General features: G+C 45.3%; 24 protein-coding genes. 1 reads left to right on the top strand and 23 read right to left on the bottom strand.

What is annotated here, in order from left to right:
- Positions 1-162 precede the first annotated feature (162 nt).
- The 21 genes from RT269_RS10765 to RT269_RS10865 all read right to left on the bottom strand — a co-directional run bounded on the left by RT269_RS10765 (position 163) and on the right by RT269_RS10865 (position 23,734).
- Positions 163-465, bottom strand: a complete 303-nt coding sequence (locus RT269_RS10765) for a hypothetical protein (RefSeq protein ID WP_313182517.1) — start codon at positions 463-465, stop codon at positions 163-165.
- Between the two features lie 568 nt (positions 466-1,033).
- On the bottom strand, positions 1,034-2,398 hold the full coding sequence (gene rlmD / locus RT269_RS10770; RefSeq protein ID WP_313182519.1) for a 23S rRNA (uracil(1939)-C(5))-methyltransferase RlmD: 1,365 nt from the start codon (positions 2,396-2,398) through the stop codon (positions 1,034-1,036).
- 233 nt (positions 2,399-2,631) lie between these two features.
- Positions 2,632-4,314, bottom strand: coding sequence for a DEAD/DEAH box helicase (locus RT269_RS10775; RefSeq protein ID WP_313182521.1), 1,683 nt, complete (start codon positions 4,312-4,314; stop codon positions 2,632-2,634).
- A 440-nt stretch (positions 4,315-4,754) separates the two neighbouring features.
- Positions 4,755-5,351: a cytidylate kinase-like family protein gene (locus RT269_RS10780; protein ID WP_313182523.1), complete on the bottom strand. Its 597-nt coding sequence runs from the start codon at positions 5,349-5,351 to the stop codon at positions 4,755-4,757.
- Between the two features lie 16 nt (positions 5,352-5,367).
- Positions 5,368-6,030, bottom strand: coding sequence for an amino acid ABC transporter permease (locus RT269_RS10785; RefSeq protein WP_313182525.1), 663 nt, complete (start codon positions 6,028-6,030; stop codon positions 5,368-5,370).
- On the bottom strand, positions 6,024-6,758 hold the full coding sequence (locus tag RT269_RS10790) for an amino acid ABC transporter permease (RefSeq protein WP_313182526.1): 735 nt from the start codon (positions 6,756-6,758) through the stop codon (positions 6,024-6,026). Before RT269_RS10790 ends, RT269_RS10785 begins: the two co-directional genes overlap by 7 nt.
- 24 nt (positions 6,759-6,782) lie before the next feature.
- Positions 6,783-7,673, bottom strand: a complete 891-nt coding sequence (locus RT269_RS10795; RefSeq protein ID WP_313182527.1) for a transporter substrate-binding domain-containing protein — start codon at positions 7,671-7,673, stop codon at positions 6,783-6,785.
- 39 nt (positions 7,674-7,712) lie between these two features.
- Positions 7,713-8,444, bottom strand: coding sequence for an amino acid ABC transporter ATP-binding protein (locus RT269_RS10800; protein ID WP_331664135.1), 732 nt, complete (start codon positions 8,442-8,444; stop codon positions 7,713-7,715).
- A gap of 185 nt (positions 8,445-8,629) precedes the next feature.
- On the bottom strand, positions 8,630-9,622 hold the full coding sequence (locus tag RT269_RS10805; RefSeq protein WP_313182529.1) for an ABC transporter ATP-binding protein: 993 nt from the start codon (positions 9,620-9,622) through the stop codon (positions 8,630-8,632).
- A gap of 1 nt (position 9,623) precedes the next feature.
- Entirely contained in the window at positions 9,624-10,643 is a 1,020-nt protein-coding gene (locus RT269_RS10810; RefSeq protein ID WP_313182531.1) for an ABC transporter ATP-binding protein, read from the bottom strand.
- Positions 10,644-10,659: 16 nt separating this feature from the next.
- Positions 10,660-11,544, bottom strand: a complete 885-nt coding sequence (locus tag RT269_RS10815; RefSeq protein WP_313182532.1) for an ABC transporter permease — start codon at positions 11,542-11,544, stop codon at positions 10,660-10,662.
- 6 nt (positions 11,545-11,550) lie between these two features.
- Positions 11,551-12,504, bottom strand: a complete 954-nt coding sequence (locus RT269_RS10820) for an ABC transporter permease (protein WP_313182533.1) — start codon at positions 12,502-12,504, stop codon at positions 11,551-11,553.
- 123 nt (positions 12,505-12,627) lie between these two features.
- Entirely contained in the window at positions 12,628-14,253 is a 1,626-nt protein-coding gene (locus RT269_RS10825) for an ABC transporter substrate-binding protein (protein ID WP_313182535.1), read from the bottom strand.
- Positions 14,254-14,412: 159 nt separating this feature from the next.
- On the bottom strand, positions 14,413-15,105 hold the full coding sequence (locus RT269_RS10830; protein ID WP_313182537.1) for an MgtC/SapB family protein: 693 nt from the start codon (positions 15,103-15,105) through the stop codon (positions 14,413-14,415).
- A 175-nt stretch (positions 15,106-15,280) separates the two neighbouring features.
- Positions 15,281-16,057, bottom strand: coding sequence for a 5-deoxy-glucuronate isomerase (locus RT269_RS10835; RefSeq protein ID WP_313182539.1), 777 nt, complete (start codon positions 16,055-16,057; stop codon positions 15,281-15,283).
- 141 nt (positions 16,058-16,198) lie between these two features.
- Positions 16,199-17,212, bottom strand: coding sequence for an inositol 2-dehydrogenase (iolG, locus tag RT269_RS10840; RefSeq protein ID WP_313182540.1), 1,014 nt, complete (start codon positions 17,210-17,212; stop codon positions 16,199-16,201).
- A gap of 29 nt (positions 17,213-17,241) precedes the next feature.
- On the bottom strand, positions 17,242-18,141 hold the full coding sequence (gene iolE / locus RT269_RS10845; protein ID WP_313182542.1) for a myo-inosose-2 dehydratase: 900 nt from the start codon (positions 18,139-18,141) through the stop codon (positions 17,242-17,244).
- A 54-nt stretch (positions 18,142-18,195) separates the two neighbouring features.
- On the bottom strand, positions 18,196-20,127 hold the full coding sequence (gene iolD, locus RT269_RS10850; protein WP_313182544.1) for a 3D-(3,5/4)-trihydroxycyclohexane-1,2-dione acylhydrolase (decyclizing): 1,932 nt from the start codon (positions 20,125-20,127) through the stop codon (positions 18,196-18,198).
- A 21-nt stretch (positions 20,128-20,148) separates the two neighbouring features.
- Entirely contained in the window at positions 20,149-21,183 is a 1,035-nt protein-coding gene (iolC, locus tag RT269_RS10855; RefSeq protein WP_313182545.1) for a 5-dehydro-2-deoxygluconokinase, read from the bottom strand.
- A 120-nt stretch (positions 21,184-21,303) separates the two neighbouring features.
- Positions 21,304-22,827: a CoA-acylating methylmalonate-semialdehyde dehydrogenase gene (locus RT269_RS10860; RefSeq protein WP_331664136.1), complete on the bottom strand. Its 1,524-nt coding sequence runs from the start codon at positions 22,825-22,827 to the stop codon at positions 21,304-21,306.
- A gap of 58 nt (positions 22,828-22,885) precedes the next feature.
- Positions 22,886-23,734: a class II fructose-bisphosphate aldolase gene (locus tag RT269_RS10865; protein WP_313182546.1), complete on the bottom strand. Its 849-nt coding sequence runs from the start codon at positions 23,732-23,734 to the stop codon at positions 22,886-22,888.
- Positions 23,735-23,960: 226 nt separating this feature from the next.
- Here RT269_RS10865 and RT269_RS10870 point away from each other — a divergent pair, with 226 nt between their 5' ends.
- A complete protein-coding gene (locus tag RT269_RS10870; protein ID WP_313182548.1) occupies positions 23,961-24,737 on the top strand; it encodes a DeoR/GlpR family DNA-binding transcription regulator in 777 nt (258 codons plus the stop codon).
- A 110-nt stretch (positions 24,738-24,847) separates the two neighbouring features.
- On the opposite strand, the gene RT269_RS10875 is transcribed toward RT269_RS10870, so the two are convergent.
- Both RT269_RS10875 and RT269_RS10880 read right to left on the bottom strand, forming a co-directional pair.
- The gene (locus RT269_RS10875; protein WP_313182549.1) at positions 24,848-25,696 is read right to left on the bottom strand and encodes a carbohydrate ABC transporter permease; all 849 of its coding nucleotides are present in this window, start codon (positions 25,694-25,696) and stop codon (positions 24,848-24,850) included.
- A partial coding sequence (locus tag RT269_RS10880; protein ID WP_313182551.1) for a carbohydrate ABC transporter permease occupies positions 25,696-26,001 on the bottom strand: 306 nt, incomplete at its 5' end. The genes RT269_RS10880 and RT269_RS10875, both read right to left, overlap by 1 nt.

A 26,001-nucleotide genomic window follows, 5' to 3' on the forward strand; every position in this document is an offset into this window, starting at 1 on the left:
TTCGATGAATTCATAACCATTAAACTGTTATTCACATCCTTTTAATTGCATTTTTCTATCACTTTTTACCATTTTTCATATAATCATGGTATCTATAATGATAACAAATACATAGTTACACCTCCTGTACTTTATTCTCAAAAAACGGACTCCCAGAATTATTTATAATAAAGTCTGGGAGTCAATACTCTTTTGATATGCGATAAAATTATCAAATGTAAAGAAATTGTTTTGTCTCATATGAAACTTTACTTGAATATGATCCTTTATGATATTTCGTAAATTTCCATCTATCTGAGGCTTAGAATAAAAGACTACGACATCATCCATTGATTTTATTTCGTCATATTCATATCCTACTTTTTCAATATCATATTGTTTATTCAACATCCTATTGACATATAACCAAATAACTAATTTCTGGTACTCGTCTCCCAGCTCTCTTGCTGTAATTGCATTACTCACATAAATAATCCTCCTGAGTCTAAAAAATTTACTTTTTATATGCCAGGAACCAAAACATACGTTCTTTCAATTGTAACATATTTTAAGATGTTTCACAATTATAATATTATATAAATCCCACAAACGGAAGCCTTCCGGTCACGGGAGATATCCCGTCCTTTTCAATCCAAAAGCCACAATATATTGTGGTCTAACCCCTGTTTTTCCCCTCTCAACCGCAATACGTCATCATTATCACTGCTTCAACATGCGTGAAGGATACGAAAATAATCCCTGAAAGATATGATTCCCCCTTTGGGGACGCCATAGCTTTCAATACATACAACATCATTTCGAAGCACAAAATTTTTGTCAAGCCAAATTATATCAGCACTATGCCCATCAAGAATTTGCTCCACTATATTGATTCACTTGAGTTGTTAAAATAAAATTTAAATACTATTAAAACGAAATACTTAACATCAAACTTATCATATTAACACTGGTAAGTAACCCCAAAGCCCATACTAATTTTCTAAAAAACAAGGTGCAATAAGATAGATCTGCACCTTGCTACCTAAAAAGCTCATTATTTTCGACATAAATCGACAATTATTTCCACATGCAACGACTGAGGAAACATATCGCACCCTCTAACCTTCTCCACCTCATACCCTCTCTCAGCCAGGTACTTCATATCTCTTGCCAATGTAGCCGAATCGCAGCTCACATACACCACTTTCTTCGGCGCCATCTTCACAATGGTATTTAAGCACGCCTCATCACAGCCCTTCCTGGGAGGATCCACCACAATCACGTCCGCATACACATGATTCTTCTCATACTGCTCCGGCAGGACTTCTTCCGCCTTCCCCACAAAGAACTCCACGTTATCCAACCCATTTAATCTGGCATTCTCCCTGGCATCCTCAATGGCCTGAGGAACGATCTCCACTCCATACACCTTTTTTGCCTTTTGTGCCAGGAAAAGGGAGATAGTTCCAATCCCGCAGTAAAGATCCCAAACCGTTTCCCCGCCGGTAAGTTCTGCATACTCAAGGGCTGTGCCATAGAGCTTTTCCGTCTGCACCGGATTCACCTGATAAAAGGAAAGGGGAGAAATGCGGTATTTCACATCGCCGATATAATCCGTAATATAGCCTGGTCCATAAAGGTTTTCCACCCGGTCCCCTAAAATCACATTGGTCCTATCCTTATTGATATTAAAAGAAATACTGGTCATACCTGGAATTTCCAAAAGACTATTCACCAATTCCCCACTGTGAGGAAGGCTTTTTCCATTAATAACCTGACAGACCATAAGTTCACCGGTCCGAAACCCTTTACGGATCAGGGTATGACGGATCAGTCCCTTGTGAGTGGCTTCGTCATAAGGCATGAGGTGATACCGCTCCATATGTGCCTTGACCCGCCTTAGGACCTCCCGGTTCTCCTCGGCCCCCAGGAGACAATCCTCACAGTCTATAATCGAATGGGTGCGTCCCGCATAAAATCCCACAATGATGTTTCCATCCTTATCCAGTCCCCATGGAAACTGCGCCTTATTCCTATATCTCCATGGCTCGTCCATCCCCATGACAGGCAGCATGGGAACTTCAGTAAAACCGCCGATCCTGGTGATATTGTTGTAAATCTTCCGTTCCTTATACCGAAGCTGTTCCTCATAATCCATCGCCTGAAGCTGACAGCCGCCGCAGGGACCTGCAACCGGACATTTGGGCGTCACACGGTTTACAGACGGCTCTGTGATCCGCTCCAGCTTTGCAAACCCATAGGACTTCTTGGTTTTCATCACCTTTGCCTGGGCCTTATCTCCTATAACTGTATCCTTAATAAACCAGGTAAATCCATCGGTCTTACCGATGCCTTCCCCGGTTTCGCTCATATCCTCAATCACTACCTCTATCCGATCATTCTTCTTCCACTCTGCCATCATAACCTCCTGTTTCCACATACCCGCTCACAGGCTGACTTTCGTGCACTGCCCGAAGCATTTCCAGGCTCTAAACCTCATGAAGCCGGTACCATATACACATCTTGAACTTATTGTAACTTCTTTTTCCACAAGAAGCAAGAAAACCTTTTACGCCCTGTGGACAAAAAAATAGGAGCAGGGTGGATCCGGTAAGACGCTCCGCCTTCCGTTCTCTCCCAGCTCCCGGAAATTTATCTGCCTTTTCCGTTGGCTTTTTCCATATGAATATTTTTTCCTTTGATTTTAACATCCTTCATAGCCTGTAATACTGTGTCGGCACTTTCTCTTGGCACCTCTACAAATGTATACTTATCATACATATCAATGCTTCCGACCATCTTACCCGGCATACCGGACTCTCCAGCAATGGCGCCCAGAATATCTCCTGGCTTCACATTCTGGTTCTTTCCGATGTTAATGAACAGACGGGCCATATCTTCTCTGGGAGAATCATATCTTCCTCCACGGCTGTTTCCATTACCATTACCGTTTCTGCTGCTGCGGCCACGGTTTCCGCCGCCATATAGGCTTTCCAGATCATCAAGAGAACGAGGCTCTCTTGTATCGATGATATCTTCATTTTCCTCGCCGATCATCATTTTCAGCAGAGCTGCTGCCAGATCAAGAGAGGTATAATCCTCTTCCAAAAGCTTCTTTTCAATGATGTTCACCATCTTGCTTAAATCAGTATCTCCAATGGTATCAGCCACATTTTCCAGAACCTTATCCACCTTAATGGCTGTTACGTCATTTAAGGAAGGGATTGCCTGAGGAATGATCTTGGTCTTGCAGTAACGCTGGATATCGCGAAGCTTATAAACTTCTTTGCCCACTACAAAACTGAAGGCAATGCCCTCACGGCCTGCACGACCGGTACGGCCGATTCTATGAACATAATATTCGTCATCCTGGGGAAGGTCATAGTTAAATACGGCTTCTACGTCGTCTACGTCGATTCCACGGGCTGCAACATCAGTTGCCACAAGGATCTCTGTCTTACCGTTACGGAAGCTGTTCATGACCCTGTCACGCTGGATCTGCTTTAAATCTCCATGAAGTCCTTCAGCAAAGTAACCACGTCCCTGAAGAGCCTGTACCAGCTCGTCTACCTGCTTTTTGGTATTGCAGAAAGCAACAGACAGCTTCGGTGCATACATATCAAGCAGACGGCACATAACTTCTACCTTGCTCTTAGGCTTTACTTCATAATAATACTGGGTTACCTTGGGAACGGTCAGTTCCTTCTTTACTACCTTAACGGTCACCGGCTCCTGCTGGAACTTTCTGGCGATGTCCATGATAGCCGGCGGCATGGTTGCGGAGAACATAACCGTCTGCCGGTCTTCCGGAAGCTGGCTTAAAATGGTTTCCATATCCTCCAGGAATCCCATATTTAACATCTCATCGGCTTCATCCATGACTACCGTATGGACGTGCTCGAATTTCACGGTCTTCCTGCGCATATGGTCCATAACACGTCCTGGAGTTCCGATAATGATCTGAGTACCGTCTTTTAAAGAACGGATCTGTTTTACAATGTCCTGTCCTCCGTAAATCGGAATGACTTTCACACCGTGCATGTATTTTGCAAGCCTGCGGATTTCATCTGCCACCTGAATGGCAAGCTCTCTGGTAGGACAGAGGGCAACCGCCTGTAACTTTTTCACCTTGGGATCGATCTTCTGCAGCAGTGGGATGCCAAAGGCTGCTGTTTTTCCGGTTCCTGTCTGAGCCTGCCCAACGATATCCCTTCCTTCAGCCTGGACCGGAATGGCCTGGGCCTGGATAGGAGATGCCTCTTCAAATCCCATGTCTGCTACTGCTCGCAGAATTCTTTCATCTAACTGTAATTCATCAAATCTAATTGTTTCCATAAATGCTTGGTTCCTTTCTTACGGCCAACCGGCTTCCCATGTTGCCGACGGCCTCGCACACACTTTTCGCAAACAAAACGAGAGGTATCAGGCACGTTTCAGACCTTCATCCTCTCGCTTCACACAAAGATATACTATAGCAGATTTTTTTTTGAGTGTCAAGGGTAATGACTTTATTTTTCCATATCTTTTCAATAGGAAATTATTACCAAATCCCTTAATCCCTATCTTTTTAGTCTACAGGTTTTGTCAAAGTACTGGATCCGCTCCATTTCATGAAGTGTTTTTTCCGCTTCCTCACCGGATCCCTGCCAGCCTGTTCCTTTATCCAATTTTACCCCTGGTTCTCTTCCATTTCAACAAAACAGGCCCTTTCAGCGAAAAACGGGCATTCACCCGGTTTTCGCCAGAAAGGCCTGTATTTACAAAAGCTTCCTATTCTATTCGCCATACAGCTGGTGCACAATCCCAGCGATCAGCTTTGCAGTTCCTGTAACTCCAAGAAGGGAGGAGTCAATCATTAAATTCTTATGCTCCGGATCACCTGGCAGATAGCCGGCGAATTTCTTATGATAGGCATTTCTGGCCTTGTCTACGGAAGCGATCATTCGTTTCGCCTCACTCTCAGTCATGCCAAGAGTATTTACACAGTTTTCCAGCCTTTTTTCATAAGGGGCATAAACGAATATATTAATGTTGTTCTTTTCCTTTTCCAGTAAGTAATCCGAGCATCTTCCTACCAGGATGCAGCTGGACTTTTTGGCCAGATCCAGAATAATGCCTTTTTGAACATCAAAAATAATGTCCTGGATATAAGTCTCGTCAGTTCCCAAAGGAAACATGCGGGGCAAAAAGCTTTGCTTTGACTTTTCTTCTTCCTCGCTGACCGTAGAGACAGGAAGGTTCAACTGCTTTGCGACCTCCTCCACAATATCACGGTCATAGAATTCCACTCCCAGCTCTCTGGACAACTCCTTGGCGATGGAACGTCCCAGGCTTCCGAATTCACGGGTAATGGTGATTGTAAACTTTTTCATATCAAGATGATCCTCCCTAACCAGTCACAATGGTTTTCTGATATCCCCTCACCGCGCAGCTAAGTGCAAAGCAGATGGTAAAATAGCAGAGAGCTTCAAAGCCGAATAAAAGCAGCATACCTCTGACATCGTATATGCTTCCAAGAACAACGGAGCAGTTTCTCATAAACTCCGCCACATCCACCATCTTTAAGAAGGAAGTGTCCTTGATGATGGTGATCACCTGGCTGAGCAGAGCCGGAATCACCTTCTTATACATCTGGGGAAGCACGATAAATATAAGAGTCTCTATGAAACTGAATCCCTGGGACTGGGCTCCCTCGAACTGCCCCTTAGGAATGGAGTTTAAGCCCCCTCGGAATATTTCAGCCATGACCGCTGAGGTGAAAAGAGAAATCGCAAATACTGATACTCCTACCTTATTCCCCTTTACTGTGAAATAGATCCATAGTATCCACAAAAGATTGGGTGTACAGCGGAAAAATTCTGTATAGGCAGCCACGATCCCTCCTGCCCACTTCCATTTTCCTGTTGAATAGGTCCTGATAAGAGCCAGGATCGTTCCGAAAAATGTACTGATAATGGTGGCAAGAACGGCGATCATGACTGTCATCCTCAACCCCTTCAGCATGAAAGTCACATTAGCCGGTGTAAATATCTGATGAAATAATTCTAACATGCTGCCTCCTCATCTGCCTTAATATCAAGCGTTTTTGCTACGGGCAGCCGCATGGATCTGATTTCTAAATAACGGGCCAGCCTTGCCAATGGGAAACAGATGATAAAGTACATCACGGCGCTTGTAAAATACGCCTGGGCAAAGTATCCCCGGTCAGCTCCCCAGGAATCCGTAAAATACATAAGGTCCATACCGGCCACCATAGCCAGAATGGAGGTATTCTTCACCAAATTCAGCGCCTGATTCGCAAGAGGCGGCATAATAATCTTGATAGTCTGAGGCAGAATGATATGATACATGGTTTCCAGATAGGAAAAGCCCTGAGACGAAGCTGCCTCGGACTGGCCTTTTGGTATGGCTTCGATTCCGGTCCTTATGACCTCTGATATGTAGGCGCCATGATAGACACCTACCCCGATCACTCCCAGCGCGAACTTAGGAATCCTGAAGCCTGAGCTGGAAAATACCATAGGCAGCACAGAATAATAGCACAATACCTGCAAAGCCAGAGGCGTATTCTGTATGAATTCCACATAAATTCGTGAAATTATCTTTAATGGCTTAAATTTAGCCGAGGAAAACATACCAAATATCACTCCCAGGACCAGCGCAACGGCCAGCCCCACCAGTGATATTTTAAGCGTCATAAGAAAGCCCGGTATATAATATTCGGGGAATGCCTGAAACAGGGCATTCCAGCGTTTTGTATCAAAAAGACCTTTTATCATATCATCTATCCTTTACATAAGGGTTTACTGCAAGCCCCATTTGTCCTGAAGATCCATAAGAGAACCGTCAGAAAGCATGGAAGTCACTTTTTCATCAACGAGAGCTGCAAGCCCTGCATTCTCTTTTGCTGCTGCCACACCATAATCCTGTTCCGCGAACCGATCCTCTAAGATCTGGTTGCCGTCGTTTAAATAGCCGGCCAGGATCGCACGGTCTACGGAAAAGCAGTCAATCTGATTGGTTGCCAGCGCCTGAGCCAGTGCCGGATAACCGTCAAACTCCTGGAACTGAGGATTTACCTTGTATCCTTTTTCATCAACATATTTCTTAAAGCCGTCCTTTGTCGTAGAGGACTGGGCAACTCCGATGATCTTGCCATCCAGATCTTCGATGGACTCGATCCCGGAACTCTTATTAACCAGAAGTCCTACCGCATCGGTAAAGTATGGGGTAGAGAAGTTATAAGTTTCTTTTCTTTCCGGTGTAATGGTAAAGGTAGCGATAACCAGATCGATCTCTCCGTTCTCTAAGAGAGGTCCTCTTGTCTTAGCGGTTACGCCCTGGAATTCTACCAGCTTCTTTTCTTTTGCTTCATCTGCGGTGCATCCGAAGATGGTGCCGGCGATCTCATAAGCCAGGTCATCCTCAAAGCCTTCATATTCTCCGGTTGCCGTATTCTGTAAGCTGAACTTTGGAATATCTGCCTTACAGCCGACCTTTAAAACTCCTCGGTCAATAATCTTCTGTACGTCTGCTGCCGCCTTTCCGCCTGCAGCATCTGAGCCAGCCGCTCCTTCCTTTGCAGTAGACTCTGCTGGAGCAGCTGTAGTAGCCTCCGGAGCCTTTGCGCCGCATGCAGTTAAGGATGCCACAGTCGCAAAAGCAAGGGCAAGTGATAACATTTTCTTCATCATAATTGGTTCCCTCCTCATTATTATAATTTAATCAACATCCTAATGAAGGATCTTGCTTAAAAACGCTTTGGTCCGCTCATGTTCCGGACATTCAAAAAAGTGTTCCGGTGTTCCCTCTTCCAGGATATAGCCTCCATCCATGAAGATCACCCGGTCTGCCACCTGGCGTGCAAACCCCATTTCATGAGTCACACAGATCATGGTGATGTTTTCATGAGCCAACTCCACCATAACATTTAAAACCTCCTGAACCATCTCAGGATCCAGTGCAGAGGTAGGCTCATCAAAGAGTATTAAGGGCTGCTTGGTGCATAAAGCCCTGGCTATGGCCACTCTCTGCTGCTGACCGCCGGAGAGCTGGACCGGATAATTTCCCGCTTTTTCCTTTAAACCGACTCGTTCCAGGCATTTGACAGCATTCTTCTTTGCCTCTTCCTTGGGAACATGCTGCAGCTTAATGGGTGCTAAAGTCAGATTTTCTAAGACAGTGAGATGGGGATATAAATTGAATTGCTGAAAGACCATGGATGAATACTTTTTAGCCATTTCCAAATGGTTCTTTTTTGTCACTTCCGTGCCTGCCACGGTTATCTTTCCGCTGGTGGGTTCCTCTAAGTAGTTGATGCAGCGGATAAAGGTGGACTTACCTGAGCCGGAGGGTCCGATGATGACCAGCTTTTCGCCCTCCTTTACTGTCAGGCTTATATCCTTTAAAACCTCTAAATCTCCGAAGTTTTTCTTTAAATTTTCAACTTTCACCATATCTGGCATAATTCCATCCCCTTTCCTTTTATTTCTTGTTTATGTCTTTTGGACACAAGGCGTTCTGTATTTCTTCCTAAAAATATGCAAAAAGACGCCTTAGAGTTTGAATGTCTTAAGCGTCTTTGCTTAGTCTTTTTTAATTGTTGTTATTATAAAAAGTTTTATTTGAAAAGTCAAGGATTATTTTCTTTTCATCCTTTAATTGGCAGACAAGAGCATGCCACAAAATGTCCGGGTGAAACCTCTTTCATCTCCGGAACAGCCCTGCTGCATTCTTCCCTGGCATACATACATCTGGTATGGAAATGGCAGCCGGAAGGCACATGCATGGGGCTTGGAAGCTCTCCATGAAGCATCAGCCGCTTTGATTTTGCAGAAAGCTGCGGATCAGCTACCGGGATGGCGGAAAGAAGCGCCTTTGTATAAGGATGAAGAGGATTTTCATACAGTTCGTCGCTGTCTGCGATCTCCACCAGTCTGCCTAAATACATGACGCCGATCCGTGTGGAAATATGGCGTACCATGGACAGATCATGTGCTACAAACAGATAAGTAAGCCCCATCTCCTCCTGTAAGTCCTCCAGCATGTTCACTACCTGTGCCTGAATGGAAACATCCAGGGCAGAGATCGGTTCGTCACAGAGTAGAAATTCCGGTTCCACGGCCAATGCCCTGGCAATTCCGATCCTCTGACGCTGGCCTCCCGAAAACTCATAGGCATACTTATACATGTCATCAGGCTTCATTCCAACCTTTTTAAGCATCTCTTCGATTCTGCCGTCTACCTCGCTTGCCGCTATGCCAGATACCGCCGCCATGGACTCTCCAATGATTTCCCGCACATTGTGATGAGGATCCAGGGCTGAATAGGGATCCTGGAAAATGATCTGCATCTGCCGGTGGATAGGAAGTAATTTACTGCCCTTTACCCTGGTGATATCCTGTCCCTTAAACAGGATGGACCCGCTGGTGGGATCATACATACGGATTAAGGTCCGTCCTAAGGTAGATTTCCCACAGCCGGATTCTCCTACCAGTCCAAAGGTTTCCCCTTTTCGGATGGTAATATTCACACCGTCCACTGCCTTTACCTCTGCCTTCTTGCGGCCGAAAAAATCCTTGGCAGGAAAATATTTACATACCTCCCTGGCTTCCAGCAGGATTTCCTGGTTCCTGTTATCCATATCAGTCTACCTTCCTTTCCCTTGCATCCAGTTCCTCTGCCGAAAAGATACACATGGCTCTCTGGGTGTCCGAATATACCCGGTACTTGGGAATTCCCTTCTCACACTGTTCACAGGCAAATTTACACCGCTCAGCAAACGGACAGCCATCCGGGGGATCTATCAAGGACGGAGCCATACCCGGGATTGGTTCCAACCGCTTCCGGTCCCCTGCCTGAGGTTTGGGAATTGCCTGAAGAAGAGCTCTGGTATAGGGATGCTTAGGCGAATAAAAGATTTCTTCGGTAAGCCCTTCCTCCATCATAAGTCCGCCATACATAACCATGATCCGGCGGCTTAAGCTTGCCACCACTCCCAGATCATGAGTGATGAGTATGATACTCATTCCCGTTTCATCCTGCAGCTTTTTTAAGAGTTCCAGGATCTGGGCCTGAATGGTAACATCAAGAGCCGTAGTCGGCTCATCTGCAATCAGCAGCTTCGGCCGGCAGCAAAGGGCCATGGCAATGAGCACCCTCTGTCTCATACCTCCGGAAAATTCATGAGGATACTGATTAAGCCTCTTTTCCGGAGACGGGATTCCCACCTGTTCCAAAACTGCAACCGCTTCCTTCTGAGCGGCACGCTTATCCATTCCCCTGTGACGTTTCAGCACCTCTGTCAAATGAAAGCCGATGGTTCTCAAAGGATTCAAAGCCGTCATAGGATCCTGGAACACCATGGCGATCTCTTTTCCCCTCATCTTTCTTTGCTGTTCCGGTGTCATTTCAAGTATGTTCTTATCCATAAATAATATCTGGTCCGCAGTGACCTCTGCATTTTCCGGCATCAGGCCCATGATGGATTTCATCAGTACACTTTTACCGCTGCCGGATTCCCCTACAACGGCCAGAATTTCCTGATGGCCTGCATAAAAGCTTACGCCGCGAACTGCCTTTACCGATTTCCCGTGGGTGTGGAAGGTGGTATGCACATTTTGGACGGACAGGATTTTATCATCTTTTTTCTTTATCTCTTCCAATTCCTGTTTCCTCGCTTTACTCTTTTTCGTCGTTCATAATTTTCGGTTCCACGAAAACCCGGAGCAGATTTCCCAGCTTATTAAAAGCAAAAATCGTAATGATGATTAAAAGTCCCGGGATCAGCGCCATGTAAAAGGTATTCTGCATGGTTCCCTGGGCGTTTTGCAAAAGACTTCCCCAGGAAGACATCGGCTGCTGGATTCCAACTCCCAGGAAGCTTAAGGAAGACTCTGTCATAATAGCATTGGCCATGCTTGTGGTCGCCGATACAATGATCGTAGGAAATACAGAAGGTATGATATGACTAATAATGATCTTCCAGATACCCACACCGGAAAACTCAGCATAAAGGATGAATTCTCTTTCCTTAAGGGATAGAGTCTCGGCCCGCACCAGCCTGGCAATCTCCATCCAGGTAAAAAAGCCGATAACCAGAATGATGGACTTTAATCCCGGCCTTAAAAAGATACTGACAACAGTAACCAGGATCATCCACGGAATTGAATACAGGACATCAACGATACGCATAAGAACCATATCCACCATCCCGCCGCAGAAACCGGAAATGGTTCCCACCGCCACACCGATGGTAAGGCTTGTAAGCATAGCCAGAAATCCAACCAGCAGGGAAACCCGGCCCCCGTAGATAACTCTGGCAAAATAATCACGTCCAACTTCATCGGTCCCGAACCAGTGTCCGGCAGATGGAGGCTGAAGACGGTTTGCAATATTGGTGGCATTCGGTTCCACAGGAAGAAGGGGCGCAATGAGTGCAAATAAAATGATTAATCCCAAAAGAATCAGGGAAATGACCGCCGCCTTATCATGTTTTAATGCCAGGAATACGCTGTCCACTCTCACAGATCTGCTCTTCTTTTTGTTCACTTCGTTTCTTTTCATCTTCTGTCACCCCATTTCCCTGATTCGCGGATCCGTAATACAGTATAGGATATCCGACAGAAGGTTACCAAGAATCACGAGGGAAGAGGACAGAACCAGAACGATCATGACGATAGGATAATCCATGCCCTGAATTGCCTTGATAAAATAAGGTCCGACGCCCGGCCACCCAAATACGGTTTCCGTAATGATGGCCCCTGTTACAAGCAGCTGAAGAGCCATGCCCAGCCTTGTAATAATGGGAAGCAGGACGTTCTTACAGACATGCTTAAACATAATTTCCCCTCTGGAGGCACCAAATGCCCGCTGGACCAGAACATAGTCCTCAGAAAACTGGGTGACTGTGGAGGAACGGACAAATTTAACATTGGCCGGTAAAAATGTAAAAGTAAGGGTGATAAAAGGCATAATAAAATGCCTTAGAAAATCCGCCATAGAAGCTTCCTTTCCTACGGAATGCATTCCTACAATGGGAAGAAGCTTAAGCTTATAACCCAGGACAAAAATCAAAAGCATGGAAAACCAGAAGGAAGGTACGGCGATCGCTACGGAAGAGATTCCGTCAATCACTTTGTCTGCTGCCTTATTCTTGTGGGAGCCTGCCAAAAGTCCCAGGATGATTGCCAGGATATAAGCGGTTCCATAGGCCGGAAGAACCAGTTTTATGGTATTGGGAATCCTCACTGCAAGATCCCCGGCAATGCTTTGCTTGGTTACGATGGAATATCCGAAATTCCCGTTCAATATCCCGTTCAGCCAGCGTAAATACTGGATGAACAGAGGCTTGTCGTACCCATATTTGGCCTTAATCAATTCAATTGTTTCCGGTGACATCTTTGGTGTTGTCATTGCATCAATGGCATTATACGGTGCAAAATGCATCAAAGCAAAACATAGAATTGTGATTAAAAGGACCATGGGTATGGCTGTCAATATCCGTCTTAATATATATTTCGCCATATGGTTTCTCCTTATATATAGAAAGAGGTGTCTGCCGCAGGATTCCAGCAGCAGAACACCCTTTCCTCTTCACAGCTGATCCACAGCCCGCCATTTCTGCTGCTTACGTATCTGCTGCTATCATTACTTCATCTGTAGCTTGGAAGTATCTTCAAAGGTATAAACAGGAACCAGCTTTGACTCTTCGATTCCTGATACGTTTTTGGATACTACAAGAAGGCGTTTATTGGAATACAGGGGATAGAAGCAAGCGGTATCCTGCAGTTTCTGCTGGATCGTTGTATAGATTTCTTTACGCTTTGCATCATCTGTTTCCTTCCGGCCCTGGGCAAAAAGGTCATTCATCTCAGGATAGTCGTAATGCATATAATTGTATGCTGCACCTGATTCAAATAAGCTTGAAAACGTATCCGGGTCAATGCCCATGATATATCCGCCAAAATACATATCATAAGGATTATCAGCCTGCTTCATCTGCTGGCTGAGAGCCGTCGAATCCACGCCGGTTAAGTTCACTTTGATTCCTGCCTTCTGAAGCTGTTCCTGTATCATGATGGCAGAGGTGGACTGGAGGCTGTCGGAAGCGTTATAGGCAAGTGTTAATTCCGGATTTGTTACACCGGAAGCTGCAAGAAATTCTTTGGATTTATCCAGATTCTGTTCGTATTTCTCCACATCCTCCGTAAAATACTGGCTGTTGGGAGGCATGAAGCTCCATGGCAGGTCATAATACTGGGGATCCAGGAGTGCTGCGTCTGCAATGGCATTTTTATCCAGGGCATAGAAGATGGCTTTCCTGAAGTTTTCATCCTTTATGCGGTTTGCATTTATCATCATATATCCCACACGGCCTTCCTGGTATGGGTAAACCGTCAGATTGGCTGCTTCCAGGTTCATCTGTGCCACCTGCGCAGGAGTACCGATCCAGGCGTTTACTTCCCCGCTCTGAATGGCTGTCATGGCTGTATTTTCATTTTCAATGATCCGGTATACAAAATTATCAATAGAAGGAGCACCTAAGAAGTAATTCTCATTCTTTGTGAATTTCACATAGGAGCCTGGGGAGTATTCTGCCATTACATAAGGTCCTGTACCGACCGGCTTGGTGTTTACGTCATTGTTTTCAAAGTTTTCCACATTTTCATAGATATGCTTTGGCATGATGAATATCTGGGAAAACATTTCCACTGCAGCGGAGTTAACAAAAGGCATGGTAAGGGAAACCGTATAGTCGTCGGTCTTTTCGATCTTAACCGATCCTTCTGGGAATACCAGCTGAGAATATGCCCAGCCTGCGTTTTTCTCATCTTCCATGGCTTCAAAGGTGAAGACAACGTCATCGGCAGTGAATTTCTCTCCATCAGACCATTTTACATCATCCCGAAGGTGCATGGTATAGGTCAGTTTGTCATCGGAGGTGTCTATGCTCTTTGCCAGGAAATAATTGATTCCATCAGCATTATACATATACAATGGGGAATAGATCATTTTAATAGTCATAAGGCCGAAACGGTCGCTAGTTGTAATTACATTTACATTAGCGCCCGGATCCCCTGCAATTGCATAAGTAAATGTGCTTTCCCCTCCTGCAGCCGTTTGTCCGGCTCCGTCATTTGATCCGCCTGCTGAACTGGCATTCGCAGCTGTAGTGCTTTCTGCAACCGGGTCCTTTCCTCCGCAGGCAGTAAGACCTCCCAGCACCATGACAGATGCTAACAGGAATGCTGCACTCTTCATAAATCTTTTCATACATTTCTCCTTTCAGTTTTCCTATAATTATGCCTGATACCGTTACCGGTTATCAGTCGGAAAAGTCAGATTCATTATAAACATATTTCCGGAACTTTTGCAACTGTTTTTAAATTATTTCCTACTTTTTCTATATGCTTTAAGGTGATTAAAATTAAATTACCCACTGATGGAATTGATCCTCTTATCATTTGACCATTTGATGATCAGGTCATTTCTCCCGTATCCTGCAGGATAAAGGAGATCAAGCTCCACCTTGGTATAATCCTTGGATTTACCCACTTTAATGTTTAAAACCTTGACTTTTTCCTCATTTAGATAGTGAAGCAGCTCCATAATAACGGTGTCGTATTGGTTCGTAGTTATCTTTAAGACGCCTTGGAATGGCTCCCTGGACAAAAAAGGGACATCATGAAGGAGGATCTGGGTAAAAATAAGAAAAAGGCCTGCTCCGCATCCCATAAAGTATTCGCCTGCGCCGATTGCCATACCCACTCCCGCAGTTGCCCAGATGCCTGCCGCAGTGGTTAAACCACTGACGGAATGATTCTTAACAAAGATGACACCTGCTCCAAGAAAACCAATTCCTGATACGATCTGGGAGGCGATCCTGGAAGCATCAAAATGGGGGACATCCCGGAACCCGTACTTGGAAACCACCATCATCAAAGCAGCTCCCATGGCCACAATGGCATGGGTTCTCATCCCTGCTCCTTTATAACGATTCGTTCTCTCATATCCGATTAAATATCCTAAAAACCCTGCAACAACAATTCTAAAAAACAAACCCGTCTGGTAGATAAGGTCATACCTTTCCACAAGGCTTCCCAGCACTTTCCAAACCTGGCTCATGATTACTCCTCTTTTCTGATATTAATTATCCATCAATATCTTATAAAGTATGCTGCCAGAGTATATCATGTTTGCAAAAAGCCCTGCTGGGAATCTGTTTGTCCGGATCTGCAGGAAATGACAAAAGCGTGGTGTTTTATCCGGGATAAAACACCACGCTTTCTAGCCGATCAGTTTATTTTAATTCTTTGATCCAGTTGTATCTGGGATCATCTACCCGTGTTGTCCACGGATTATCCGGAAGGTGCCGGATCATCCAACAATAGTACATGGGAAACCCAGGGGCAGTAACCTGGGGATGGGTCCTTCCGCCGGGAATGGCAGCACAGCTTCCATCCTTGATTTTAAAGACATCCTCTCCGATAAAGCAGGCGCCAAAACCTTCCGGCCGTTCAAACCGGTAATAGTAAACCTCAGGCTGAGGATGTTCATGAGGGGTGTAGCTGGACCAGCCTCCCTGATGATTGATCACTTCTCCGTTTACCATATTAGAATAGGGAGCATTGTTGTAGTCGAAGACGGTGCGGACCGTCCGTTTCATCTTACCATCCAAAAGCCCTTCCCCAAAAATATCATTGGTACAGTCCTCCGGCCTATAGAAAACGCTGTCAAACTCCCTGTCATTTCTGGTGCGCTGAACCAAAACCTGACTGTCCTCTTTTGCCGCCACGCTTACCATAATGCCCTTTGAAACGTGTAGACAATAGGGTCCCTCTTCTATCAGGCTGCTCCGTTTTCCCCACTCTTTCCTGTCTTCCCAGGAAAACAGGATTTCCCCGGTCAGGAGAAGGACCGCCATCTCATCCGACTGACTGGAGAAGGACCGCTCCTCTCCTGCCTTCATCTCATAAACGGCAATGTCCATTAACATATCATTTTCCCTATCCCCAGCTTTGGTGAGAAGTTTTACTCCCTTGGGATCAAATTCCGGGTAACTGAATAATTTGCTCATGGCAGCTCCTTTCGACCTTCGCCCTGATGAGCTTGCTCATCTTCGCTCTCTTGCGCTCATTATCCCAGGAACCTTACGGTTCCTGAGCGGCATTCGCCGTTCGCGCTGATGAGCGAGCTCATCTTCGCTCTCTTGCGCTCATTACATCATGATTTCGGAAATTCTTACGGGTCTGTGCTCCTGTACGGACTTTTTGGCAGCAATGCCCATTAATACAGGTTTTAATCCATCCACTACGCCAAGAGGAGTATCGGTATCATTCTCAATGGCTTCGATGAAGCAGTTCACTTCCTTTGCAAAGGACTGCATATAGCGTTCTAAGAAGAAGTAAAGGGGCTTTTCACCGGCGACGCCATCGGCGGTGCTTAATACTGCGCTGGATTCGGTATCATTGGAGGTTGCCACCATTCCCTTGGAGCCGAATACCTCTGCTCTCTGGTCATAGCCGTAAGCGGCCTTTCTGGAATTATCAATAACTGCGATGGCACCATTCTCCATCTTTAAGGTAATAACTGCGGTATCCACATCCCCAGCTTCCCCGATGGCCGGGTCTACAAGCACTGCGGACTGAACGTAGATCTCCTCCGCATCACAGCCTGCCAAATAACGGACCATATCAAAATCATGAATGGTCATGTCTAAGAACATGCCGCCGGATACTGCCGCATACTCTGCGCTAGGCGGCTCAGGATCTCTGGAGGTCACTTTGATGATGTGAGGCTCCCCGATCTTTCCGGCTGCAACCGCATTTCTAACTGCCTCAAAATTGTGGTCAAAGCGGCGGTTAAAGCCTACCTGATATTTTATCTTACTGCCCTTTAAGGCTTCAATCACTTCCTTGATCTTATCAATATCGTGGTCAATGGGTTTTTCACAGAATACATGCTTTCCTGCTTTAATGGCCTCAACAGAAATGGGGGAATGGGTGTTGGTGGAAGAGCAGATCAACACGGCATCGATCTCAGGATCTGCTAAAATCTCCTTGTAATCCTTTGTGGTATTAGGAACTCCCATGCTTTTTGCCCATTTGTCTGTTTCCTCATTCATGAATGGATCGGCAATGGTCTTGATCCTTCCGTTCTTTACAAGGTTGCAGATGCTGGTTGTATGTACTTTTCCGATTCTTCCTGCTCCGATAATTCCTACAGTTACCATAATTTTCTTCTCCTTCTTTTTTCTTATTCTTAAAGACCGGTTTTTTCAGCAATGAATTTTCTTGCGCGGATGGCATATTCCAGAGGATTTGCCTTTGCAGGATCCTGCTCTGCTTCCACTACCATGTATCCCTCATAGGAAGCATCTTCCAGCACCTTGAAAATAGGATCAAAGTTCACGCAGCCGTCTCCTGGAATGGTGAATGCACCTGCCCGTACCCCTGCCAGAAAGCTCATCTTTTCTTCTCTTACTTTTTTTACAATCTCCGAACGGATGTCTTTTAAATGAACATGCTTGATGCGTCCCACATATTTTTCCACCATAGCAACCGGGTCCTCACCGCAGTATGCAAAATGGCCGCTGTCAAACAAAAGGCTTACATATTCCGGGTCCGTGTTCGCCATCATGCGTTCTACCTCTGCTGCACTTTGAACAACGGTTCCCATATGATGATGGAAGGTTAAAGCTACCCCGTATTTTTCTTTGGAAAGCTTTCCAAGGCGGTTTAAGCCTTCGCAAAGCAGCTCCCATTCTCTGTCATCCATCTCATGCTTCCCTTCAAACACCGGCTGGTCTAAAATCCCCTGTGTGCTGTAGCTCTGCTCGGAAACGCCTACAACCTTAGCTCCCATGGCTGCAAGAAACGCCACATGCTTTTCAAAGCCTTCTTCCGTCTCCTCATATGGCTTGCTGATTAAGAAGGTGGAAAACCATGCGTTGCAGATCTCTACGCCACGAAGGTCCAAAGCCTTTTTTAACACCTCAACATCTCTTGGATATTTGTTGCCTACCTCGGAACCGGTAAAGCCTGCCAGAGCCATTTCGCTGACACACTGTTCAAAGGTATTTTCTTTCCCCAGATCCGGCAAATCATCATTGGTCCATGCAATCGGTGCAATACCTAATTTTACTTTCTCCTTGTTTAACATATTTGCATCCCTTCCCTGTCATATAATTTTTCATTCCGCCGGCATTGCGGCAGATTAATACTTTCTGGCTTCATTTCTTCCTTCTAAGACCCTTTCCCACGCCTCTCTCACGCTGCTCTTTTCCGAGGTTGTGGCAATTCCTACGTTCCACCAGGATTCATAACCATCCGACATGGTTTTGGGGATCACCTTTAAATCAAACAGGCAGGCCCTTTCCTGTTTTTTTGCATCTTCCAGAGCCTCCTCCAGTTCTTTAGTGGTTCTGCAGGTATAAGCTTTCAGACCATACCCCTCCCCGATTTTGGCATAGTCAACCGGGATTAGATCCCCCGAGGGCTTCTTCCCATCCGTATAGCGGAATTCCGTGGCAAGACTTCCGATCCCATGGTTCATTTCCAGATTATTGATGCAGCCAAAGCCGCAGTTATCAAATATCAGAATATTGACCTTCTGCCTTTCCTGCATGATGGTCATAATTTCACTATGTAACATCTGGAAGCTGGCATCGCCGACAACACAGTAAACCTCTGTTTCCGGCTCTGCGAATTTAACACCCAGTGTGGCTGCCACTTCATATCCCATACAAGAGTACCCGTACTCCGCATGATATCCGCCCCGCTTGTCAGTCGTCCACATACGCTGCATACAGCTAGGAAGGGAGCCCCCTGCCGTTATGATAGTAGCATCTTCATCGATGATTCTTCTGATTGCTGCAAGTGCAGCTGTTTGGGTGAGCCTTCCATCGGTTAACTTAACAAACTCCGGAATGGTTCTGGGATCCCGCGCTTTTATGTTGGGTTCAAAATCCTCTCCAGTGTATTCAATGCTGCCCAAGCGTACCATCTCTTCAGCCCATTTTCTTTTTGCATCAGCGATCTCGTCTTTATACTGAGATATATACTGTTTTTCCCTCAGCTTTTCTGCCAGTGCCTGAACGGTTACCTTCGCATCTCCCACTGCTTTAACCGCATCCATTTTGTACGCATGGAATCTGCTGTTATTGATGGTAATAAACTGGACGTCTTCCCTTTTAAACAGCCACTTTGAGCTTGTTGTAAAATCACTTAGCCGGCTTCCGATGGCGATCACCACATCCGCATCCTTTGCAATCACATTGGAAGCATAGGTACCGGTAACTCCGATTCCGCCAAGACAGTAAGGATGGCTTGATTTGCAGGCACTCTTCCCTCCCTGGGTTTCCCCAAAGGGTATGTTAAATTCTTCACAGAATTTTTCTACGGTTTCTCCCGCCTCGGAGTAGCGGACTCCTCCGCCTACAATTACAAACGGCTTCTTTGCTTCTGCAAGGATGTCCGCGATCTCATCCAGTTCTTCTTCTACCGCAAGAGGTCTGGTAATCCTGTGGACCCGTTTCTTAAAAAAGTAATCCGGATAATCATAGGATTCTCCTTCCACATCCTGACAAATGGAGATACAGCATGCTCCGGTCTCTGCCGGATCTGTAAGCACACGCATGGCATTGATCAAAGCGCTCATGATCATCTCCGGTCTGGTGATTCTGTCCCAGTATTTGCATACTGGTTTGAACGCATCATTGGTTGTGGTCGCAAGGCTGCTGCTTTGTTCCAGCTGCTGCAATACCGGATCAGGCTGTCTGGAGGCAAAGGTATCGGCTGGAAATACCAGCAGAGGAATGTTATTTACCGTTGCGGTTGCACAGGCAGTTACCATATTGGCAGCACCTGGTCCCACGGATGAGGCACACGGAATGATTTTCTTTCGGTTGCTCTGCTTTGAAAAAGCAATGGCCGTATGGCACATCCCCTGCTCATTTCTTCCCTGAAGAACCTTAAGCTGTCCAGGGTCCGTATCCAGAGCCTCTCCTAAGCCAACTGCGATTCCATGACCGAAAATAGTAAAAACACCTTCAACAAACTTTGTTTCCACTCCATCAACAGAAACATACTGGTTATCCAGGAACTTCACAAGTGCCTGTGCTGTTGTCATTCTGATTGTTTTTGACATGTTCCGCTCTCCTTTACTTTTTTATACACGGGCAATCATTTCACCAAACTTTTCCTTTTCTTCTTTTATAAATGCATGTACCTCCTCCGGAGTCGGCAGGGAATCCGAACAGTTATTGCTTTTTACCATCATGGAGGCCTCTGCAGAGCCAAATTCCAGGCAGTCTATGATATCCCAGCCCTGATACAGGCCATAAAGGAACCCTGAACCATATCCGTCGCCGCCGCCAAATCCCTTTCTGGCCTCCACTGGGAACGGTTTAATGGAAAATGACTGTCCGTCATATGTATAGGCCGTAGATCCTTTCATTCCATGCTTGATGACTACGATTCTGGCACGATATCCCTGCCATAGAACTGCACTTTCTTCATCTGTCATGCCTGGTTTGATCAGTTTCTCCGTTAAATCAAATTCTTCTCTTGACCCCATAATAATGTCAGCTTCTTTGGCAACTGCAGAGTAGTATATGGATATTTCATCCGCATTTTTCCAGTTATAGGCTCTGTAATCGATATCAAAGATAATTCTGACATCGTTCCTCTTCGCCAGCATGACTGCCTTAAGAGCTGCTTCTCTTGACGGGCTTTGTGCAAGCGCCGTACCTGATATCAAAATTGCTTTTACCTTTTTGATATACGCTTCATCGATATCTTCTACGTCCAGCTGTAAGTCAGCAATGCAGTTCCGGTACATTAGAATATTACTTTCACTGGAAGAGAGCATTTCTGTAAAAGTCAGTCCCAGCTTTTCTCCATTTTTGCATTTTGTAATATGAGAAGTATCGATCTCCTGTTCGTTAAAATAATCCACTACAAATTCACCGAACTGGTCATCTGAAACTTTCCCGATAAATCCTGCTTTCATGCCATGCCTGGTCACACCTACGGCGATGTTAGCCGGAGAACCGCCCACGAACTTTTCAAACATGTGCACTTTCTTTAAAGGCTTGAATTCTTCTTTCACATACTCATTGTAAGCCGGATTAAAATCAATTGCTACCCTTCCAAGAAGAATTAAGTCCATTTCTCTGGTTTCATCAAATCTTACATATTCCATCGTTACATCTCTCCCATCCCGTTTTGCATGATCAGCAGCCATTACATGGAACGAAAAAACACACTGCAAGGTCTTAATCCGCCTTGCAGGGCGTTTTTATCTATCATTGGCCGGCATTTTTTAGATTGTACCATCCCAGGTATTTACGTTTGTGGATTCTCCGGTTTCTTCGTCGAACCACCTGCTGGTAACAACTTTATTTTCTGTGAAGAAGCGGAATCCATCCTTGCCTAAGCAGTGCAGATCTCCGATGAATGACAGTTTTTTGCCGTTGAAAGGAAACATTCCTACCGGAACAGGAATTCCCACATTGATGCCGATCATACCACCGTCGGTGTGTCTTGCAAACTCTCTGGCATAGTGACCATTCTGCGTAAAGATAACAGAACCATTTGCATATGGATTGGCATTCATGATCTCTAATCCTTCTTCAAAAGTCTTCACTCTCTTGATGCACAGCACCGGTCCAAAGATTTCTTTTTCCCCTATACTCATGCCTGGAGCCACATGGTCGAATATGGTCGGCCCTATGTAAAAGCCGTTTTCATAACCTTCGACTACAATGTCCCGTCCATCCAGTACAAGCTCTGCGCCTTCTTCTATTCCTGTGTCAATCCACTTCAAGATGGAATCTTTATGAGCCTGATTTACCACAGGGCCGAGTTTTGTACTCTTATCATACGCCGGACCTACTTTAAGAGTCTTGGCCTGAGCGATTATTTCCGCCACAAGGGCATCAGCGATTCCCTCCTGTGCTACCACAACAGGGAGAGCCATACATCTTTCTCCTGCACAACCGAATGAGGAATTAATGATTCCAGCCGCTACCCTCTTGACCGGAGCATCATTTAACACCAAGGCATGGTTCTTTGCTTCACAAAGAGCCTGAACTCTCTTTCCCGTAGCTGCAGCTGTTGAATAGATATGCATACCTACGGATGTAGAACCTACAAAGCTGATCCCTTTGATGTCGGGATGAGTGAGAAGAATCTCTGCTTCGTTTCTGGAGCAGGTGACTATATTAATAACGCCGTCCGGCAGCCCTGCTTCTTTATAAAGTTCTGCTATACGCATGCAGGACTGAGGGGTAAAGGAAGCGGCTTTCAGTACGATGGTGTTGCCGCAGGCGATACACATAGGGGTCATCCAGCCCATCGGTATCATTGCAGGGAAATTAAAAGGGATAATACCGGCAAATACCCCAAGAGGCATACGGTACAGAACCGTATCAAATCCGCTGGAAGCGTCCATCAGGCTGTCTCCCATCATCAGTGACGGAGCACTTATGGCCTGTTCGGTACCTTCTTTGGCTTTCAGTACATCACCCTGAGCCTCTTCCCAACTTTTACCGTTTTCTTTTGCCACCAGCATGGTCAGTTCATCCATATGCTCTATAAGCAGATCCCTGAGCTTATAAAGTACTTGAACTCTCTTTATTACTGGGGTAGATGACCATGACGGAAACGCCGCTTTGGCTGCCTCTACGGCTTCCTCTACTTCTGCTTTGGTGCAGCATGGTACCTTAGCAATTACTTCACCGGTACTGGGATCGTAAGCATCAGAATACTTCTCTGTCTTTGATTCCTTCCACTGACCATTTACAAGAAACTTTAATTTTTTAACTTCTCCCATTTTTATATCCATTCCTTTCTCTTCGCTTAATGGCTGCTTTAAGCGGTTTGATTTCATGTTTCATACTGATTTATGTAAGCGGCTCCACACATTGAAAGATCCGGATATGCTGCTTTACATTCTCATACACTCCCCGGACCATCGCTTCATTCAGTCCGAAATAATCATGCTTGCCTTCCGATTCCAGATACTTTTCCGCTTCTTTTGTAAGACTGTCAAAGCTGGCTGTTGCAATATTGATCTTCCGGATTCCAAGGCCTATGGCCTTCCTAAAGTCCTCTGGAGTAATTCCGGTCCCGCCGTGTAGAACCAGAGGTACATCAATCTTCTGATCAATGGCTTCCAGTACATCAAAAGCCAGTCTGGGAGCCACCGGATAATTGCCGTGGGCATTGCCGATCGCTACTGCCAGTGCATCCACACCGGTCCTCTCGCAAAAAATTCTGGCATCTTCAGGATTGGTGCAGCGGATTCCCCCATCCGTGCTTCCATCTTCACTGCCGCCCACCAGACCCAGCTCTGCTTCCACGGTTGCTCCATATACTCTGGCGAGGTTGACCGCTTCCAGGGTTTCTGCCATATTCTCCTCAAAGGGAAGATGGGAACCATCGATCATTACGGAGGTGAACCCATAATCCAGAGCCTGTTTTAACACCGGTATGGTCTTGCCGTGATCCAGATGAACTGCGATATCAACCTTAGATTGTCTCGCCGCCTCTACCATCATAGGTCCCATCAGGGACAGCGGGGAATGGGGAAGACGAACTTCCGCGATCTGTAAGATAATGGAGGCATTCATATCTTCCGCTGCCTTTACAGCTCCCTTCACCATCTCAAGGTTTCCCACACTGAAGGCCCCGACCGCCCTGTTATTTTCAGAGGCCTGATTCAGCAATTCCTTCATTTTTACTAATCCCATATTTCTTCTCCTTTTACTTTATGGGTACATTTTGATTTAGTTTGTGTAACATCTTGGTTATATTTTAGCACTTATCACGGGAACGGTCAAGATAATCTTTTAATTTTTTTCTATTTTAGGTAACTTTATGGTAATATATTGGCTACTTCTTGATGTTTTCTTGTACATCTGTTATAATCTAACCATAACAGCATGTCAGAGAGACAGCTGAGCAAGGAGTACAACTATGAGAATTTCCCGAATTGACCAACTGGAACAGTATATTCTGGAGCACAAGACAGCCTCCATCGATGCCCTGTGTGAAGAATTTGAAATTTCAAAAAACACCCTTCGCAGGGATTTAGAAATCCTTGTTGCCCGAGGCAGCGTGGAAAAAGTCTATGGAGGTGTCATTGCATGTGAGAATGCGTCCTCTGTCCCGAATCTGATTGCATTCCATGAACGCGCAGGCAGAAATGCCCAAAGCAAGCAGAGAATTGCCGCACTTGCCGCCTCTTATGTACGGGAGCGGGATATCATATTCATTGACAGCGGAACCACTACCATGAATATTGTGGATCATCTGTCCCATCTGGCCACGGTTACGGTCATTACCAACAGCATCCAGGTCATCAACAAAGCCATGAATTATCCTAACATTAACGTAATCGTCCTGCCCGGGTCCTTAAAAAGAGATACAGCTTCCTTAGTCGGCAGCTCGTGCGTGGAATACTTAGAGGATTATAATATTATCCGGGCATTTATGGCCTGTACTGGAGTTTCCCTTCAGGCCGGAGTCTGTAACGCTTCCACAGAAGAGTACACCATCAAGAAAACAGCATTAAAAAAAAGCCAGAAGCATTATCTTCTGGCAGATTCCTCAAAATTCGGACGGGCATCTCTCATGACCTACGGAGACATCGGACAGTTTGATTATATCTTAACCGAACGGACGCCTGATGATGATTTCAGTTCCAGCTGTAAGGAATTGGGCTGCGTCATTGAGATTGCTCCTGAACTATAGACCGTAGTTCTCTTCTTCCTATTAGAAAAGCGTAACCAAGAGTCCTTTTTTACCGAACTCCTGGTTACGCTTTTTTAGTGCTCTACATCATGTTTTACTTCATGCTTTACTTAACCCTTTACACTTCCTGCAGATACCCCCTCCACAAAATATTTCTGTGCAGAGAAAAACAAAATGGTTCCTGGAAGGAGCGACAGAACTGACATAGCCAGAACCTGATTCCAATTTGCTGCTGCCGTGGCATCCAAAGACATCCGCAATGCCAGCACAATGGGGAATTTCCTGACACTGTTAATGTATATCAATGAATTAAAGAAATCGTTCCACGTCCAAATAAACTGAAAGATAGCAGCTGAAAACAAAGCCGGTTTCGTCAATGGGAGTAAGATGGTCCAATATACCTGGAAGGTATTGCAGCCATCAATGGAAGCAGCTTCATCCAATGCAATCGGAATGCCCCTGAAAAACTGGACCATCATGTAAATAAAAAATGGATAGCATGCAAACAGGGCAGGGATCGTAAAAGGCAGGTAACTGTTCAGCCAGCCCAGCTTGTTGTACAGGATATACCGCGGAATTATTAAAACGGAATTTGGCAGCATTAAAGTCGAGATCATTAGCATAAATAAGATTTTTTTCCCTCGAAAACGGAACCGTGCAAAGCCATAGGCAACAAAAGAACAGGAGAATACGGTAAAAAGCACTGTAGGGATGACAAGTTTAAAGGTATTGATATAAAATTGAGTATAGGTGACCTTTCCTGTCCCTTTCCATCCTTTTATAAATGAATCCCAAACAGGCTCTGCCGGCAATAAAGCGGTAGATCCAAATATTTCAGCGTTGGTTTTAAATGCGGAAAGCAACATCCAGATCAGAGGGTATAGCATCACGATTCCAATTAATATCATGGCCAGATGGGTTATGATTGTCAAAATGTATTTTTTCTCTTTTCCGCTCATTAAAAATCCCCCCCGTCTTCATAATAGGTAGCCGCTTCTGAAAACCGGAAAAATATAGCGGTAAAGATTAATATGATAACAAATAAAACCCATGAAAGAGCGCTGGCGTAACCCATCTTAAAGTATTTGAATGCTTCGTCATAAAGTTTAAGAGCATAAAGATAGGTCGAATTCAGCGGGCCGCCGTTTGTAATTACAAATGCCCCGGTAAAATCCTGAAACGCATTAACCAGCTGCATAAGAATATTAAAAAATAGAACAGAGGTTATCATGGGTAATGTAATTTTGAAAAACATGCGGACAGC

Source organism: Lacrimispora sp., assembly GCF_032078915.1.
Lineage (GTDB): Bacteria > Bacillota > Clostridia > Lachnospirales > Lachnospiraceae > Lacrimispora.

Bases quoted from the DNA above. Each gene is read 5' to 3' on its own strand.
- RT269_RS10830 (WP_313182537.1), bottom strand. From the start codon at position 15,105: ATGAGCCAGGTTTGGAAAGTGCTGGGAAGCCTTGTGGAAAGGTATGAC.
- RT269_RS10780 (WP_313182523.1), bottom strand. From the start codon at position 5,351: ATGAAAAAGTTTACAATCACCATTACCCGTGAATTCGGAAGCCTGGGA.
- iolE (WP_313182542.1), bottom strand. From the start codon at position 18,141: ATGTTAAACAAGGAGAAAGTAAAATTAGGTATTGCACCGATTGCATGG.
- iolD (WP_313182544.1), bottom strand. From the start codon at position 20,127: ATGTCAAAAACAATCAGAATGACAACAGCACAGGCACTTGTGAAGTTC.
- iolG (WP_313182540.1), bottom strand. From the start codon at position 17,212: ATGGTAACTGTAGGAATTATCGGAGCAGGAAGAATCGGAAAAGTACAT.
- RT269_RS10795 (WP_313182527.1), bottom strand. From the start codon at position 7,673: ATGATGAAGAAAATGTTATCACTTGCCCTTGCTTTTGCGACTGTGGCA.
- RT269_RS10835 (WP_313182539.1), bottom strand. From the start codon at position 16,057: ATGAGCAAATTATTCAGTTACCCGGAATTTGATCCCAAGGGAGTAAAA.
- RT269_RS10865 (WP_313182546.1), bottom strand. From the start codon at position 23,734: ATGGGATTAGTAAAAATGAAGGAATTGCTGAATCAGGCCTCTGAAAAT.
- RT269_RS10860 (WP_331664136.1), bottom strand. From the start codon at position 22,827: ATGGATATAAAAATGGGAGAAGTTAAAAAATTAAAGTTTCTTGTAAAT.
- RT269_RS10815 (WP_313182532.1), bottom strand. From the start codon at position 11,544: ATGAAAAGAAACGAAGTGAACAAAAAGAAGAGCAGATCTGTGAGAGTG.
- RT269_RS10790 (WP_313182526.1), bottom strand. From the start codon at position 6,758: ATGATAAAAGGTCTTTTTGATACAAAACGCTGGAATGCCCTGTTTCAG.
- RT269_RS10825 (WP_313182535.1), bottom strand. From the start codon at position 14,253: ATGAAAAGATTTATGAAGAGTGCAGCATTCCTGTTAGCATCTGTCATG.
- iolC (WP_313182545.1), bottom strand. From the start codon at position 21,183: ATGGAATATGTAAGATTTGATGAAACCAGAGAAATGGACTTAATTCTT.
- RT269_RS10870 (WP_313182548.1), top strand. From the start codon at position 23,961: ATGAGAATTTCCCGAATTGACCAACTGGAACAGTATATTCTGGAGCAC.
- RT269_RS10775 (WP_313182521.1), bottom strand. From the start codon at position 4,314: ATGGAAACAATTAGATTTGATGAATTACAGTTAGATGAAAGAATTCTG.
- rlmD (WP_313182519.1), bottom strand. From the start codon at position 2,398: ATGGCAGAGTGGAAGAAGAATGATCGGATAGAGGTAGTGATTGAGGAT.
- RT269_RS10800 (WP_331664135.1), bottom strand. From the start codon at position 8,444: ATGCCAGATATGGTGAAAGTTGAAAATTTAAAGAAAAACTTCGGAGAT.
- RT269_RS10820 (WP_313182533.1), bottom strand. From the start codon at position 12,504: ATGGCGAAATATATATTAAGACGGATATTGACAGCCATACCCATGGTC.
- RT269_RS10785 (WP_313182525.1), bottom strand. From the start codon at position 6,030: ATGTTAGAATTATTTCATCAGATATTTACACCGGCTAATGTGACTTTC.
- RT269_RS10805 (WP_313182529.1), bottom strand. From the start codon at position 9,622: ATGGATAACAGGAACCAGGAAATCCTGCTGGAAGCCAGGGAGGTATGT.
- RT269_RS10875 (WP_313182549.1), bottom strand. From the start codon at position 25,696: ATGAGCGGAAAAGAGAAAAAATACATTTTGACAATCATAACCCATCTG.